The 14,954-nt window shown below is 66.9% G+C and carries 11 protein-coding genes and 1 pseudogene; 5 read left to right on the forward strand and 7 right to left on the reverse strand.

Annotated elements, in window-relative coordinates:
- Positions 1–146: 146 nt before the first annotated feature.
- Together ABE422_RS18045 and ABE422_RS18050 are read right to left on the reverse strand one after the other, a co-directional pair.
- On the reverse strand, positions 147–440 hold the full coding sequence (locus tag ABE422_RS18045; RefSeq protein ID WP_346462679.1) for a hypothetical protein: 294 nt from the start codon (positions 438–440) through the stop codon (positions 147–149).
- 106 nt (positions 441–546) lie between these two features.
- A complete protein-coding gene (locus ABE422_RS18050) occupies positions 547–1,695 on the reverse strand; it encodes an acyl-CoA dehydrogenase family protein (RefSeq protein ID WP_313210656.1) in 1,149 nt (382 codons plus the stop codon).
- A 148-nt stretch (positions 1,696–1,843) separates the two neighbouring features.
- Here ABE422_RS18050 and ABE422_RS18055 point away from each other — a divergent pair, with 148 nt between their 5' ends.
- The 5 genes and pseudogenes from ABE422_RS18055 (at position 1,844) to ABE422_RS18075 (ending at position 9,424) form a co-directional block, all read left to right on the forward strand.
- Positions 1,844–2,773, forward strand: a complete 930-nt coding sequence (locus ABE422_RS18055) for a metalloregulator ArsR/SmtB family transcription factor (protein WP_121037902.1) — start codon at positions 1,844–1,846, stop codon at positions 2,771–2,773.
- 9 nt (positions 2,774–2,782) lie between these two features.
- On the forward strand, positions 2,783–3,889 hold the full coding sequence (locus ABE422_RS18060) for a homocysteine S-methyltransferase family protein (protein WP_346483446.1): 1,107 nt from the start codon (positions 2,783–2,785) through the stop codon (positions 3,887–3,889).
- A 33-nt stretch (positions 3,890–3,922) separates the two neighbouring features.
- Positions 3,923–6,637 (forward strand): annotated as a pseudogene (gene metH / locus ABE422_RS18065) (methionine synthase); the annotation flags it as partial.
- Between the two features lie 145 nt (positions 6,638–6,782).
- The gene (locus tag ABE422_RS18070) at positions 6,783–7,973 is read left to right on the forward strand and encodes an MFS transporter (protein WP_346462680.1); all 1,191 of its coding nucleotides are present in this window, start codon (positions 6,783–6,785) and stop codon (positions 7,971–7,973) included.
- Between the two features lie 89 nt (positions 7,974–8,062).
- Positions 8,063–9,424 carry an amidohydrolase family protein gene (locus ABE422_RS18075; protein ID WP_346483447.1) on the forward strand — a complete coding sequence of 454 codons (1,362 nt, stop codon included), beginning with the start codon at positions 8,063–8,065 and terminating at the stop codon, positions 9,422–9,424.
- A 16-nt stretch (positions 9,425–9,440) separates the two neighbouring features.
- Here the strand turns inward: ABE422_RS18075 and ABE422_RS18080 are convergent, their stop codons facing one another.
- From ABE422_RS18080 to ABE422_RS18100, 5 genes are all read right to left on the reverse strand, one after another.
- The gene (locus ABE422_RS18080; protein WP_346483448.1) at positions 9,441–11,525 is read right to left on the reverse strand and encodes an acyltransferase family protein; all 2,085 of its coding nucleotides are present in this window, start codon (positions 11,523–11,525) and stop codon (positions 9,441–9,443) included.
- A gap of 67 nt (positions 11,526–11,592) precedes the next feature.
- On the reverse strand, positions 11,593–12,285 hold the full coding sequence (locus ABE422_RS18085) for a DUF2058 family protein (RefSeq protein WP_346483449.1): 693 nt from the start codon (positions 12,283–12,285) through the stop codon (positions 11,593–11,595).
- A 9-nt stretch (positions 12,286–12,294) separates the two neighbouring features.
- Entirely contained in the window at positions 12,295–12,534 is a 240-nt protein-coding gene (locus ABE422_RS18090; protein WP_019185948.1) for a SlyX family protein, read from the reverse strand.
- Positions 12,527–13,876: a UDP-glucose/GDP-mannose dehydrogenase family protein gene (locus ABE422_RS18095; RefSeq protein WP_313212774.1), complete on the reverse strand. Its 1,350-nt coding sequence runs from the start codon at positions 13,874–13,876 to the stop codon at positions 12,527–12,529. Before ABE422_RS18095 ends, ABE422_RS18090 begins: the two co-directional genes overlap by 8 nt.
- Before the next feature lie 22 nt (positions 13,877–13,898).
- Positions 13,899–14,879, reverse strand: a complete 981-nt coding sequence (locus ABE422_RS18100) for an FKBP-type peptidyl-prolyl cis-trans isomerase (RefSeq protein WP_313212775.1) — start codon at positions 14,877–14,879, stop codon at positions 13,899–13,901.
- Between the last annotated feature and the right edge of the window lie 75 nt (positions 14,880–14,954).

A 14,954-nucleotide genomic window follows, 5' to 3' on the forward strand; every position in this document is an offset into this window, starting at 1 on the left:
CGGTTGCCCGGGAAGGGCCGCCTGGTTGCCGGCCAGCGGCCGGCACTGCCCTGTCCTACATGCACCGCCTGGTTGCCGGCCAGCGGCCGGCACTACCCTGTCCTACATGCACCGCCTGGTTGCCGGCCAGCGGCCGGCACTACCGCTCAGCGCAGCAGCGCCACCGCCGCGCAGGCGACCACGATCGCCAGCGACGGCCACTGCATCGGCAGGTAGAAGAAATGATGGCGGGCAGGCTCGCCCTTCGCGCGCGGGCCGCGGTTGAGCACCAGGCCGAGCACGACATTGATTGCCGCGCCAATGCCGAATCCGATCAGCAACTGGGTCAGTGAGGTATTGCCCTTGGCAACGGCAGGGTCGGGCCACAGCCACATCAGCAGCAGCAAGGTGGCGATGGGGGTGAGCAGGGTCAGGAAACCTGCGCCTCGGTAAATCAGCATGGGGATGTCCGGCAAAAAACGAGGGCACATTCTGCCTCACCCGCGTGCCGACCAACGGTCGGCACCTACCGGGCAGGCCACGACCGATGGCCGTGGCCCCGCACTCTCAGCGCAGACCGGTCTCGTTGCGCGCGATCACCAGACGCTGGATCTCCGAGGTGCCCTCGTAGATTTCGGTGATCTTCGCATCACGGAAGTAACGCTCCAGCGGCATTTCCTTGGAGTAGCCCATGCCGCCGTGGATCTGCACGGCCTGGTGGGTGATCCACATCGCCGCTTCCGAGGCGGTCAGCTTGGCGATCGCTGCTTCGTTGCTGAAGCGCTTGCCCTGCCCCTTCACCCACGCCGCGCGCAGCGTCAGCAGCAGCGCTGCGTCCAGCTTGCACTTCATGTCGGCGATCTTGGCCTGGGTCATCTGGAAGGTGCCGATCGCCGCGCCGAAAGCCTTGCGGTCCTTCACGTACTCGATCGTCGCTTCGTACGCCGCGCGGGCGATGCCGATCGCCTGCGAGGCGATGCCGATACGGCCGGCGTCGAGCACGCCCATGGCGATCTTGAAGCCCTCGCCTTCCTTGCCCAGCACGTCATCGGCGTCCGCCACGTAATCCTGGAACTCGATTTCGCAGGTGGCCGAGGCACGGATGCCCAGCTTCGGCTCGGTCTTGCCGCGATGGAAGCCGGCCTTGTCGGTGTCGATCATGAAGGCGGTGATGCCACGCGCGCCCTGTTCCGGATCGGTCATCGCAAACAGCACGATGTACTTGGCCACCGGGCCGGAGGTGATCCAGCTCTTCTTGCCGTTGATCACGTAGGTGCCGTCGGCCTGCTTGACCGCGCGGCAGCGCATGGCCGTCGCATCTGACCCGGACTGCGGCTCGGTCAGCGCGAACGCGCCGATGGCCTCGCCCTCGGCGATGGCGCGCACATACTTCTGTTTCTGCGCTTCGCTGCCGTGGGTCAGGATGCCGTTGCAGAACAGCGAGTTGTTGACCGACATGATCGTCGAATGCGCAGCGTCTCCGGCGGCGACCTCCACCATCGCCAGGACGTAGGCGATCGGGTCCATGCCCGCACCGCCGTAGGCTTCGGGCACTTCAATGCCCATCAGACCGTTCTCGCCCAGCAGGCGGATGTTCTCCAGCGGGAACTCGCCGGTGCGGTCGTGGTGTTCGGCGCTGGGCGCGATTTTTTCCTGCGCGATTCGGCGCGCAACGTCCTGCAGCATCAACTGCTCTTCGGTAAAGCTGAAATCCACAACACCCTCCCGGGTACAGAGTGATAAGGGCCACAGTGCGCGCGGCCCGGTCGGGCGATTGTACCGGGGGGCGGGGAAAGCACGCCTGACTTGACCGCACCGCCGCCAAAGGACGAAAATATCTCTATATCGCGATAGGTAGATATTTATGGATCTCGAGGACTGGTCCGTCCGGCTGAAAGTGTTTGCCGACGCCACCCGGGTGCGCCTGCTGGCGCTGCTGGAACAGGAAGAACTCACCGTGGCCGAGCTGTCGGCCATCACCACGCTGGCGCAGCCGCGGGTGTCCACCCACCTGGCCCGACTCAAGGAAGCCGGCCTGGTACGCGACCGTCGCTCCGGCGTCTCGGCGTATTACCGCTTCGATGACGCCGCGCTGGATCCGGCGCAGCGCGCATTGTGGCATGCCCTGAGCACCGGCAGCGACGACCCGCTGCTGCGCCAGGATGCTGAACGCGTTGCTGCCGTCATGGCCAGCCGTGCGGCGGACCAGAACTGGGCCGACAGCGTCGCCGGCGACATGGAACGCCATTATTCCCCGGGCCGCACCTGGGAGGCGCTGGCACGCACCGCCCTGCCGTTGCTGGAAACCGGTGACGTGCTCGACATCGCCTCCGGTGACGGCGTGCTGGCCGAGCTTGTGGCGCCGCACGCCAAGCGCTACATCTGTATCGACACCAGCGCGCGCGTGGTCGCCGCCGCCAGCGAGCGCCTGCGCCGGCTGGCCAACGTGGAAGTGCGCGAAGGCGATATGCATGCCCTGCCCTTCCCCGACCAGAGCTTCGACCTGGTGGTGCTGATGCACGCACTGACCTATGCGGCCAAGCCGGCCCAGGCCGTCGCCGAGGGTGCGCGCGTGCTGCGCCCGGGCGGTCGCCTGCTGCTGTGCAGCCTGGCCCGTCACGAGCACCGTGCGGCCGTGGATGCCTATGGCCACGTCAACCTCGGCTTCAGCGACAAGGAACTGCGCAAGTTCGTGGAGAAGGCCGGCCTGGTCGTCTCCAGCCTGGAAACCGTGACCCGCGAGAAGCGCCCGCCGCATTTCGAAGTCATTTCGCTGATCGCCAGCAAGCCCTGAGGTCTGCCCATGCCATCCCTGCCCTGGCTCCACCCCGACCGCGTGCACGCGCTGGAAACGGCGCTGGCCCAGCGCATCCTGATCATCGATGGCGCCATGGGCACGATGATCCAGCGGCATGGGCTGGAAGAGGACGATTACCGCGGCGCGCGCTTCGCCGGCGGTTACGACCACCAGCACGGGCCCGGCTGCGACCATGTCGCGCCCGGCGACACGCCGCAGGGACATGACCTCAAGGGCAACAACGACCTGCTGTTGTTGACCCGCCCGGAGGTGATCGGCGGCATCCATACCGCGTACCTGGAAGCCGGCGCCGATCTGGTCGAGACCAATACGTTCAACGCGACCTCGGTCAGCCAGGCCGACTATCACCTTGAACACCTGGTCTACGAGCTCAACAAAGCCGGTGCCGCAGTAGCGCGCGCCTGCTGCGATGCGGTCGCGACGACCACGCCGGGCAAGCCGCGCTTCGTGATCGGCGTACTCGGCCCGACCAGCCGCACCGCGTCGATCAGCCCGGACGTGAACGATCCCGGCTTCCGCAACACCAGCTTCGATGCGCTGCGCGAGACCTACCGCGAGGCCATCGATGGGCTGATCGACGGCGGTGCCGACACCCTGATGGTGGAAACCATCTTCGACACGCTCAACGCCAAAGCCGCGCTGTTCGCCATCGAAGAAGTGTTCGATGCCCGCGGCGGGCGGCTGCCGGTGATGATCTCCGGCACCATCACCGATGCCTCCGGGCGCACGTTGTCCGGGCAGACGGCAGAGGCGTTCTACGCCTCGGTCGCGCACGGCCGGCCGCTGTCGATCGGGCTGAACTGCGCGCTCGGTGCCAGCGACATGCGGCCCCACGTGGAAACCTTGTCCACGGTGGCCCAGTGTCTGGTCAGCGCGCATCCCAATGCCGGCCTGCCCAATGCGTTCGGTGAGTACGACGAAACCCCGGAAGAAATGGCCACCACGCTGCGCGAATTCGCCAGCGCCGGTCTGCTCAACCTGGTGGGCGGCTGCTGCGGCACCACCCCGGCACACATCCGTGCCATCGCCGAAGCGGTGGCGGATCTGCCGCCGCGCCGCCTGCCCGCACCACCGCTGGAAGACGCGGCATGACCGCATCCGCCCCACGCTCCCGTTGTCGTTGACCTTCCTCCGCCAGCCCGTGCCCGCCTGCCCATGACGTCTTCCCGCCACACCCGCCTGTCCGGTCTCGAGCCGCTGGTCATCACTCCGGACCTGCTGTTCGTCAACATCGGTGAGCGCACCAACGTCACCGGCAGCGCGCAGTTCCGCAAGCTGGTCAAGGAAGAGCGCTACGAGGAAGCGGTGGAAGTGGCGCGCCAGCAGGTCGCCAACGGCGCGCAGATTCTCGACGTCAACATGGACGAGGGCCTGATCGATTCCGAAAAGGCGATGACGCGCTACCTCAACCTGATCATGTCCGAGCCGGACATCGCCCGGATTCCGGTGATGGTCGACTCCTCCAAGTGGAGCGTGATCGAAGCGGGGCTGAAGTGCCTGCAGGGCAAGAGCGTGGTCAACTCGATCTCGCTCAAGGAAGGCGAAGCGCAGTTCATCGAACAGGCGCGCAAGGTACTGCGTTACGGCGCAGCGGCCGTGGTGATGGCCTTCGATGAAGAAGGTCAGGCCGATACGTGCGCGCGCAAGGTCGAGATCTGCACCCGCGCCTACCGGGTCCTGACCGAGCAGGTCGGCTTCCCGCCACAGGACATCATCTTCGACCCGAACATCTTCGCCGTCGCCACCGGCATCGAAGAACACGACAACTACGCGGTCGACTTCATCGAAGCCACCCGCATCATCAAGCGGACGTTGCCGCACTGCCATGTCTCCGGCGGCGTCTCCAACGTGTCGTTCTCCTTCCGCGGCAATGAAACCGTGCGCCAGGCGATCCACTCGGTGTTCCTGTTCCATGCCATCGGCGCGGGCATGGACATGGGCATCGTCAACGCCGGCGCGATGCCGATCTACGATGATCTCGACGCCGAGCTGCGCGAGCGCGTTGAGGATGTGATCCTCAACCGCCGCAGCGATGGCACCGAGCGCCTGCTGGAGATCGCCGAGCGCTACAAGGGCAAGAAGGGCGAAGTGCGCGGCGAAGACCTGGCCTGGCGCGAGAAGCCGGTCAATGACCGCCTTGCCCATGCGCTGGTGCACGGCATGGATGCGTGGGTCGAGCAGGACACCGAAGAGGCGCGTGCGCGTTCGACCCGTCCGCTGGATGTGATCGAAGGGCCGCTGATGGACGGCATGAACATCGTGGGCGACCTGTTTGGCGCCGGCAAGATGTTCCTGCCGCAGGTGGTCAAATCCGCACGCGTGATGAAGAAGGCGGTGGCCTACCTGCTGCCGTACATCGAGGCGGAAAAGGCCCGCAGCGGCGACACCGCCAAGAGCAACGGCAAGATCATCATGGCCACGGTCAAGGGTGATGTGCACGACATCGGCAAGAACATCGTCGGTGTGGTCCTGGCCTGCAACAATTTCGACGTGGTCGATCTGGGCGTGATGGTCCCGGCGCAGAAGATCCTGGACGCCGCGCGCGCCGAGAACGCCGACATCATCGGCCTGTCCGGCCTGATCACGCCCTCGCTGGAAGAGATGAGCCACGTCGCCCGCGAGATGGAGCGCCAGGGCTTCACCATGCCGCTGATGATCGGCGGTGCGACCACCTCGCGCGCGCACACCGCGCTGAAGATCGACCCGCATTACAAGGCGCCCACGGTGTGGGTGAAGGATGCCTCGCGCGCGGTCGGCGTGGCGCAATCGCTGATCTCGCGTGAGCTGCGCGATGCCTTCGTGGCCGCCAACGAGGCCGACTACGCCGACATCCGCCAACGCCACCGCAACCGCGGCGACGCCAAGCGGTTGGTCACCCTCGCCAAGGCACGCGCCCAGCGGTTCGTGGGCGACTGGGGCAACTACACACCACCGGCGCCGCGCAAGCCGGGCCTGCATGTGCTCGACGATTACCCACTGGCCGACCTGGTCGATGTGATCGACTGGACCCCGTTCTTCCAGGCCTGGGAACTGGCCGGCAAGTTCCCGGCGATCCTGACCGATGAGATCGTCGGCCCGCAGGCCACCGATCTGTACCAGGACGCCCGCGCGATGCTCACCCGCATCGTCGAGGAGAAGTGGCTGACCGCCAAGGCCGTGTTCGGCGTGTGGCCAGCCAACAGCGTCGGCGATGACGTGCACCTGCGCACCGACAACGGCCCGGCCGTGCTGCACTTCCTGCGCCAGCAGGTGGACAAGCCGGTCGAACGCCCGGATTTCTGCCTGGCCGATTTCATCGCCCCGGCCGACAGCGGCAAGCAGGATTGGATCGGCGCGTTCGCGGTCACCGCCGGCATCGGCATCGACCCGCACGTGGCCCGCTTCGAGGCCGACCACGACGATTACAACGCGATCCTGCTCAAGGCGCTGGCCGACCGCCTGGCCGAAGCGCTGGCCGAGCGCCTGCACCAGCACGTGCGCATGGATTACTGGGGCTACCAGCCCGATGAGCAGCTGGACAACGAATCGCTGATCGCCGAAAAGTACGCCGGCATCCGTCCTGCCCCGGGCTATCCGGCCTGCCCGGAACACAGCGAGAAGGCCACGCTGTTCCGCTTGCTGGATGCCGAGCGCAACGCGGACATGCAGCTGACCGAGAGCTTTGCGATGCTGCCCACCGCGGCGGTGTCGGGCTATTACTTCAGCCACCCGCAGAGCCAGTATTTCGTGGTCGGCCGGGTCACCCGTGAGCAGGTGGTCGACTATGCCAAGCGCAAAGGCGTGGACCGCGTGCAGGCCGAGCGCTGGCTGGCCTCGAACCTGGATTACGATCCGGAATGACCGCGTCACCCGACCAACGGTCGGGTGCTACCGGCGTGATGGATTGACGGTGTCGTTCGTTTGCCCGACCCACGGTCGGGTGCTACCGGCATAATGCACGGGTAGGCACCCACTGTTGGCGGGTGCACGCCCTCCGAGACCCTGCATGACCGCCCTCCCCCGCGACGCCGTACCGGCCGTCCGCCTGTCGTCGTTCTACCTGTTCTATTACGCCGCCCTGGGCGCGTTCACGCCGTACTGGTCGTTGTTCCTGACCTCGCGTGGCATGAGCGTGACCGCGATCAGCGTGATGATGGGCATCTGGTACGCCACCCGCATCGTGGCCCCCACCACCTGGACCTCCCTCGCCGCCGCCTCGCCGCGCCCGATCTTCTGGCTGCGGCTGGGCTGCGTGCTCACCCTGCTGACCTTCTGCGCGTTCCTGCTGCCATTGCCGCAGCCGTGGCTGTACCCGGCGATGATCGCGTTCTGCTTCTTCTACAACGCGGTGATGCCGCAGTTCGAATCGATCACGTTGACGCACCTGGGCAGCGACAGCCATCGCTATGGGCTGATCCGGGTCTGGGGCTCGCTGGGCTTCATCGCCGTGGTGATGCTGTTCGGCTGGATCATCGAAGGCGACGGCGGTGCCGGCAACGCGCATCTGCTGCCGTGGTTGATGCTGCCGCTGTTCGGCCTGCTGACCGCCTCGGGCTTTGCCAACCACTACGCACGCAACCTGCAGCGCACTGACGGCGATGCCAGTGGCTTCTGGGCGATCGTGCGCAAGCCGCAGGTGCTGGCGTTCTTCCTGGCCGCGTTCATGGAGCAGCTGTCGTTCGGCCCGTACTACACGTTCTTTTCGGTCTACATGGATCACCACGGCTATGCGACCTCCACCCTGGGCGTGCTGTGGACGGTCGGGGTGGTGTTCGAAGTGGGCGTGTTCTTCACCATCGGGCGCTTCTTCCGGCGCTATGACGCCAGCTGGATGCTGCTGATCGCCCTGCTCAGTTCCACCGTGCGCTGGGCGGTCACCGCGCTGTTCCCGGAGAACCTGCCGGTGATGCTGGTCGCCCAGACCGCGCATGCACTGGGCTTCGCCGCCTTCTTCGCCGCCGCGATGCAGATGCTGGCCACCTACTTCCCCGGGCGCCTCAACGGCCATGGCCAGGGCTTGTTGTACGGCTTCTCCTCCGGGGTGGGCGGCGTGCTCGGCGCGCTGATCGCGGGCCAGTTGTGGCCGATCGATCAGGGCCGTACCGCGTTCCTCGCGGGCAGCGGGTTTGCGTTGGCCGGCGCCTTGCTGTGCTTCTTCGCGATCAGCCTGCCGCTGCTGCGCGCGCGCACGCGCTGATCATCCGCTGCCGGTAATGCCGGCCAGTGGCCGGCAACCTGATCCCCCGGATGGGGTAGGCTCAAGGCTCCCCCTGACTGGAGCCGCCGATGCGACCGACCCGCCTGTGGGCGCTGCTGCTTGCCGCCACCACCGCCCTGCCTGCCGCAGCCGAGCCGATCCTGTTCGACAATGCCCGTGTCTTCGATGGCACGCGCGACCTCGGCATCACACCGGTGCTGATCGACGGCGCGCGGATCGTGCATGTCGGCACGCCGCTGCCGGCGGCCGCCACCGGTGCGCGCCGCATCGATTACACCGGCAAGACCCTGTTGCCCGGCCTGGTCAGCGACCATGCCCATGTTGGCAACACGCAGGGGCTGGAGCACGGCGACCGTTTCTACACCCATGACAACGTGGTGCGTGACCTGCGCCAGTTCCAGCGCTACGGCATCACCACGGTGACGGCGCTGGGCATGAACGGCGCGGACTTTTTCGCCATCCGCCAAGCGGTGAACGCCGATCCCGGCCTGGGTGCGCAGCTGTATGGCGCCGGCGGCGGTATCGGCGCCCCGGATGGCGCACCCCCGGCAGATACCATGGGTCTGCGCCATGACCCGGTGGCACGGCCGCGCAACGCCGAGCAGGCGCGCGCGGCCGTGGCCATCCAGCACGCCGATGGCGTGGATCTGATCAAGCTGTGGGTCGATGATCTCGGCGGCAAGCGTCCGATGATGACCCCGGAGGTCTACCGCGCGGCCATCGCCGAAGCGCATGGGCGCGGGCTCAAGGTCGCCGCCCACATCCACGATCTCGAGCAGGCCCGCGACCTGGTCGATGCCAACGTCGACATCCTCGCCCACGGTATCCGCGACCGCGCGGTGGACCCGATGCTGGCGCGGAAGATGCGCGACCAGGGCACCTGGTACATCCCCACCATCGCCATCGACGAGGCCAACTACGGGTATGCCGAGCATCCGCTGGCATTGCAGCAGCCCTTCCTGCGCCAGGCACTGCACGCCGATGTGCTGGCGCGCTGGTCGCAGCCGGAGTGGCAGCGCAGCCAGCTGGCCAGCGATGGCATACCGGCCGCACGCAAGGCGGTCGCGACCAATCTGGACAACGTGCGCCGCCTGTATGCGGCCGGGGTGAAGCTTGGCTTCGGCACCGATGCAGGCGCGATGCCGCAACGGGTGATCGGCGTGGCCGAACACCGGGAACTGCAGCTGTTGGTGGAGGCCGGGCTGACGCCCTCCGAAGCCTTGCAGGTCGCCACCACGCAAGCGGCGGCATTGCTGGGGCAGACCGACCGCGGCCGCATTGCCGCCGGCAAGCGCGCCGACCTGCTGGTGCTCGATGCCGATCCGCTGGTGGATATCGCCAACACGCAGCGCATTGGCGCGGTCTGGCAGGCGGGCCAGGAAGTCGCCGGGCCGATCGAAGCCGCTGCAGACACGGCTACCTGCGACTGATCGCGGGCGGTGTGATTCAGGGGGCGACGGCGGGCGCCGTCGTCTCCCACCGCTCCAACTGCGCCTGGAAATCAGGCAGCAGCAGACGATTGCCATAGCCGCTGAGATGGTCACCATCGAAGAACAGCGGCTTGCCCTCACGGGTCGGCAGGCATTGCTCGCCGGGGCACAGCAACGGCATCGGATCCCAGATCGACGCGCCGGGCAGACCTGCAGCCACCTGCTGCAGGCCGGCCAATACCGGGGCACGCAACTGCTCGATCTCGCTGCGCGGCACGGTCATGCCGTTGGCGCAGATCGGGTTGTGGCGGTTGAACACATCCGAGCACCGGTACGGGGGCGCTGGCAGCACGGGTTTGGGCGCTTCCAGCACGATGTGAACACCGCGATCGGCCAGCGGCCTGAGCTGCTCGATCCAGTGCGCGATTTCGGCGGTGCGGCCTGCATTGGCCGCCTCGCTCAGATGGTCGGCGCGAACCTGCGCGACATCGAACAGTGCGTACTGCTCAGACAGGCGCGGCAGCCGCAGCCCTGCCAACAGCACCACATCGCCCGGCTGCGCACGCGCCTGGATATCGTCCAGCACATTGCGCGCATAGGCCTCGCAGGCCGGATTGGGCCCCTGCCAGGCGCGCAGCCCAACCAGCGCGCACCCTCCGCTGCCATACAGGCGGATCGGCGCTCCATCCCGCACAACCAGGCGCTGCAACATTTCGTGGTAGGCCAGCGCATGCGAATCACCGGCCACGAACAGTTGGCGGGTGGATGCGGTGCGTCCCGGGCACTCACCACGCTCATACAGACGCGCCTGCCCGCCCAGCACCGGCACGTTGCTGACCCGCACGCGGCAGTCCGGGATTTCCTTCTTCAGCCCCTTGGCATACGGGTACCAGTCCAGCGGGGCACGGCTGACCACACTGAGCGAGGTGTACTGCTGGGTCTTGACCAGCGCCGACTGCAGGCCGGCGCCGAGCACCAGTACGCCCAGCCCGACCACGACCCAGCGCGCGTTGCTGACGCGCCAGCGTGCCCCATGCCGCAGGGGCTGTTCCACCCAGCGCCACGACAGCCAGGACAACAGTGCCACGCACAGCAGCGCGGCGCTGCCGGTGGCCACCGTCTCCAGGCCCACCGTCCAGCGGAACAGCACGAAGACCGGCCAGTGCCACAGGTACAGCGAGTAGGACAGCCGACCGATCGTCACCATCGGCGTGGTCGCCAGCGCGCGCCCGACCCAGCCCCCGGGTGAGCGCTGCAGCAGGCCCAGCAACCCCAGCGTGCCCACCACCGGCCACAGCCCATCGATCCACGGCGAATGCCCCGGCCGTGCCGCCCACAACCCATAGCCCAGCGCCGCAAGGCTCAGCACCAGCAGCGGCGAGCGCCAGCTGATACCGCGCGGCGGAGCCGGTGGCGGCGTGAACCGGCCGCTCAGGGACAATAGCTGGAACAGCAGCACGCCAGCGCCCAGCTGCCAGAAGCGGGTGGTGGTCAGGTAGAACGCATCGATCTCATGGCCGCCCTGCCGCGCACGGAACACCGCGTAGCCCAGCGATGCCACGGTTGCCACGCCGAACAGGCCCAGCGACAGCCAGCGCCCGCGCGGGCCTCTGGCCCACGCCAGGAACAACAGCGGGAACAGCAGGTAGAACTGCTCTTCCACACCCAGCGACCAGGTATGCGTGTACGGATTGAACTCGGTGCGCGGCGAGAAGTAGTCGTTGCCGGTGCTGGCCAGCACCCAGTTGCTCAGCCCGAAGAACGCCATCCGGCCGGTCTTGTCGCTGGTCTCGCTGAGCCAGGATTCGGGAATCAGCAACGCGCTGAGCATCGCCGTTACCAGCAGGCAGACCACCAGTGCCGGCGCGATGCGACGCATGCGGCGCGCATAGAAGCGTGCCAGCCCGGCCCAGCCGCCGACCGCCGGCAGGCGATCCACCGAGGCGCTGACCACGAAACCGGAGATGACGAAGAACACATCCACGCCAGTGAAGCCACCCGGCAACCAGCTCGCCTTGAGGTGATAGAGGATGACCGCCAGCACGGCGATCGCACGCAGGCCATCGATATGCGGGAAATACCCGGGACTGCGTTCCTGCATGGCCCTGCTCCTGACATGCAACGGGCGCCTGACGGCGCCCAGTGCGTTCAACAATGGTTGCGTTGGCTTACCAGACCAGGTCGTCGGGCACCTGGTACTGCGGATCGGCATACGGATCTTCACCGGCCGGCGCATCCGGATCGACCTTCAGCGCCACCGACGGTGCGAACACCGCTTCGGCGTCGGCCAGCACCGCGGCAGTCACCAGCACATAGCGGCCGTTCTGCTGCAGCACGCCGAGCTCGCCGGCATTGAGTGCCTTGAGCTGATCGGCGGTGACGTAGATGCGCTTGATCTTGCCGCCATAGGGGAAGTGGCGCGCGATGTCGGCCGCTTCAGCGTTGAGCGACTTGCCTTCCAGCAGGACCTCCAGCTTGGCCTTGGCTTCGCGACGCAGACGCGCTTCTTCCTGCTTCAGGCGCTCGGCCTCGATGCGGTCGTCTTTTTCCTTCTGCGCGCGGATCGCATACGCCTTGGCGAGGTCGATGTCCTCGCGCGAGCGCGGTTTGCCGGGTGCGCCCTGCGGCGGGCGGGCACCGGCGGGGCGGCCCTTGCCCTGCGGGCGGCGGTCGCCGTCGCGGGCGGGGCGCTGGCCCTCGCCGGGCTTGCCGGCCGGGCGTGCGCCCTGCGGCTTGCCGGCCGGGCGGCCGTCACGGCGCGCGTCGGGTCGACGATCCGGCTTGCGGTCGTTGGTTCGTTCGGGTTTGGGCGCGGCTTTGAAGCCAAGGCCCAGCAGCTGGTCGCGGAGAGTATCGCTCATGACGTCAGATCAGTAATGCGGAGGCGGCGGCTCTTCGGCCGAATCGGAATACAACGCGGTGCGGACCTTGCCGAGGTCTTCGAGCAGGATACGGGTCAGGTCGGCATTGCGGTTGCCTTCCATGCGCGCATCGGCCAGGGCCTCGCTCAGTTCGGCCAACGCCTGCTCCTGGAAGGAGACGCGCATTTCCAGCTCGATCAGGCGTGCTTCCAGTGCCTGTTCGCGCTCGGAGGGTGTGGACTCATGCATTCAACGAACGTCCCCGGCCAATGCCGTAGTAAGCCAGGCCCGCGGCTTCGATGTCCTGCGGGTCGTACAGATTGCGGCCGTCAAACACGACCGCATCGTTGAGCATCTCGCGCAGGCGGACGAAATCCGGGCTGCGGAACTGCTTCCATTCGGTCACCACGACCAGCGCATCGGCGCCCTCGAGGGCGTCGTACGCGTTGTCGCAGAACACCAGATCATCGCGCTCGCCGAAAATGCGGCGCGCTTCTTCGGTCGCTTCCGGATCGTAGGCGCGCACCTGCGCCCCCGCCTCCCACAGCTGCGCCAGCAGGCGGCGGCTGGAGGCTTCACGCATGTCATCGGTGTTGGGCTTGAACGCCAGGCCCCACACCGCGAAGGTCTTGCCCCGCACGCCTTCATCCTCGCCACGGTCGTAGTGGCGCTGGATCAGGGCGTACAGATGGCCCTTCTGGTGCTCGTTGACGGCTTCCACCGCGTTCAACAGCTTCGGCTCATGGCCATGCTGCTGGGCGGTCCGGGCCAGGGCCTGCACATCCTTGGGGAAGCACGAGCCGCCGTAGCCGGCGCCGGGATAGATGAAGTGCCAGCCGATGCGCGGATCCGAGCCGATGCCCTGACGGACCTGCTCGATGTCGGCACCGACCTTCTCGGCGATATTGGCGATTTCGTTCATGAACGAAATCTTGGTCGCCAGCATCGCGTTGGCCGCGTACTTGGTCAGCTCCGCCGAGCGCACGTCCATCTCCACCACGCGGTCGTGATTGCGATTGAACGGCGCATACAGGCGGCGCATCAGCGCGACCGATTCGGGATTGGACGCGCCCACCACGATGCGGTCGGGCCGCATGCAGTCGGCGACCGCGTCACCTTCCTTGAGGAATTCGGGGTTGGAGACCACGTCGAACGCGATCTCCACGCCGCGCTCGGCCAGCGCCTGCGCGATGGCCTCACGGACTTTGTCGGCCGTGCCAACCGGCACGGTCGATTTGTTCACCACCACCACCGGCACGGTGATGTGCCGGCCGATGGTGCGGGCCACGGCCAGCACGTACTGCAGGTCGGCACTGCCGTCCTCGTCCGGTGGCGTGCCCACGGCAATGAAGATCACCTGGCCATGCGCGATCGCGGCGGCGGCGTCGGAGGTGAAGGTCAACCGCGACGCATCGTGGTTGGCCTTGACCATCGGTTCCAGGCCGGGCTCATAGATCGGGATGATCCCGTTGTTGAGGCCGTCGACCTTGGCCTGGTCGATATCGACACAGATCACCTGGTGGCCAACCTCGGCCAGGCAGGTACCCGTGACAAGACCGACGTAGCCGGTACCGAAAATCGCAACGCGCATGGGCGGTGGTGCTCCAGATCCGTTACGGCAGAACGTTCAGCAGCTCGACGTCGAACGTCAGCGTCGCGTTCGGACCGATCGGGCCGCCCGGGGTGCCCTGCTCGCCATAGGCCAGCTCGCCCGGAATCCAGAAGCGGTACTTCGAGCCGGTCGGCATCAGCGAAACGCCTTCGGACCAGCCCTTGATCACCTGGTCCAGACCGAACTCGATCGGCTGGCCGCGCTGGTAGCTGCTGTCGAACACGGTGCCGTCGAGCAGCTTGCCTTCGTAGTTCACGCGCACCTTGCTGGTCGGCATCGGGCGCTCACCCGAACCCGGGCGCAGCACCTGGTACTGCAGACCCGAGGCGGTGGTCACCACGCCCGGCGCGGTCTTGTTCTTGGCCAGGAAGTTGTTGCCATCCACCCGGTTGGTACCGGCCTGGGCGGCGGACTTGGCGTCCATTTCAGCCTGCTTGCCCTTCATGAAGCCTTCCAGCGTGGCCTTGGCCTGCTCGGCCGTCATCTTCGGGGTGCCATTGTTGAAGGTGGTGCTGACCGCATCGAACAGCGCGTCCAGGTCCAGATCGTCCTTCAGCGGTGCCAGCGACGGGCCCACGGCGAAGCCGCCCAGCATCAGGCCGACCTTTTCACGGTCCACCTTCGGCGGCGCGGTGCCCGGCGCAACGCCCGGAACCGGCTGGCCGCTCTTGGCCATCACGGCCTGGCGCAGGGCGGCATCGGTCTTCTGCGCCTCTTCCTGGCTGATGAGCGGCTGCTTGCCTTCAAAGGCATTGGTCACACCGCGGCGCAGGGCGGCCAGGTCGATCTCGCTGGAAATCGGACCGAACGAATTGGCCACATCGATACCGATGGCGTAGCCGAGCTTTTCCCGTTGGGTGTTCAAAGTGGAAGTCTCCTTGACAGCCGCGCGGGCGGCTGGTTGTTGCGACATCGCGGTACCGGTGGCACCCATCGCCAGAATCAGAACCGACGCCGCGGCGCCGCGCATTCCCATCTTCATTCGCTGCATTCCTGGAAGTGACTGGACGCCGACGTCGGCGCGAAAGCAACCATTGTCGCACGCGCGTCCGAGATG

The sequence above is a fragment of the Stenotrophomonas sp. TWI1151 genome, assembly GCF_039673135.1.
GTDB lineage: Bacteria > Pseudomonadota > Gammaproteobacteria > Xanthomonadales > Xanthomonadaceae > Stenotrophomonas.

Coding starts and splice junctions, on each gene's coding strand:
- ABE422_RS18100 (WP_313212775.1), bottom strand. CDS start 14,879: ATGAAGATGGGAATGCGCGGCGCCGCGGCGTCGGTTCTGATTCTGGCG.
- ABE422_RS18055 (WP_121037902.1), top strand. CDS start 1,844: ATGGATCTCGAGGACTGGTCCGTCCGGCTGAAAGTGTTTGCCGACGCC.
- ABE422_RS18075 (WP_346483447.1), top strand. CDS start 8,063: ATGCGACCGACCCGCCTGTGGGCGCTGCTGCTTGCCGCCACCACCGCC.
- ABE422_RS18060 (WP_346483446.1), top strand. CDS start 2,783: ATGCCATCCCTGCCCTGGCTCCACCCCGACCGCGTGCACGCGCTGGAA.
- ABE422_RS18085 (WP_346483449.1), bottom strand. CDS start 12,285: ATGAGCGATACTCTCCGCGACCAGCTGCTGGGCCTTGGCTTCAAAGCC.
- ABE422_RS18090 (WP_019185948.1), bottom strand. CDS start 12,534: ATGCATGAGTCCACACCCTCCGAGCGCGAACAGGCACTGGAAGCACGC.
- ABE422_RS18095 (WP_313212774.1), bottom strand. CDS start 13,876: ATGCGCGTTGCGATTTTCGGTACCGGCTACGTCGGTCTTGTCACGGGT.
- ABE422_RS18080 (WP_346483448.1), bottom strand. CDS start 11,525: ATGCAGGAACGCAGTCCCGGGTATTTCCCGCATATCGATGGCCTGCGT.
- ABE422_RS18070 (WP_346462680.1), top strand. CDS start 6,783: ATGACCGCCCTCCCCCGCGACGCCGTACCGGCCGTCCGCCTGTCGTCG.
- ABE422_RS18045 (WP_346462679.1), bottom strand. CDS start 440: ATGCTGATTTACCGAGGCGCAGGTTTCCTGACCCTGCTCACCCCCATC.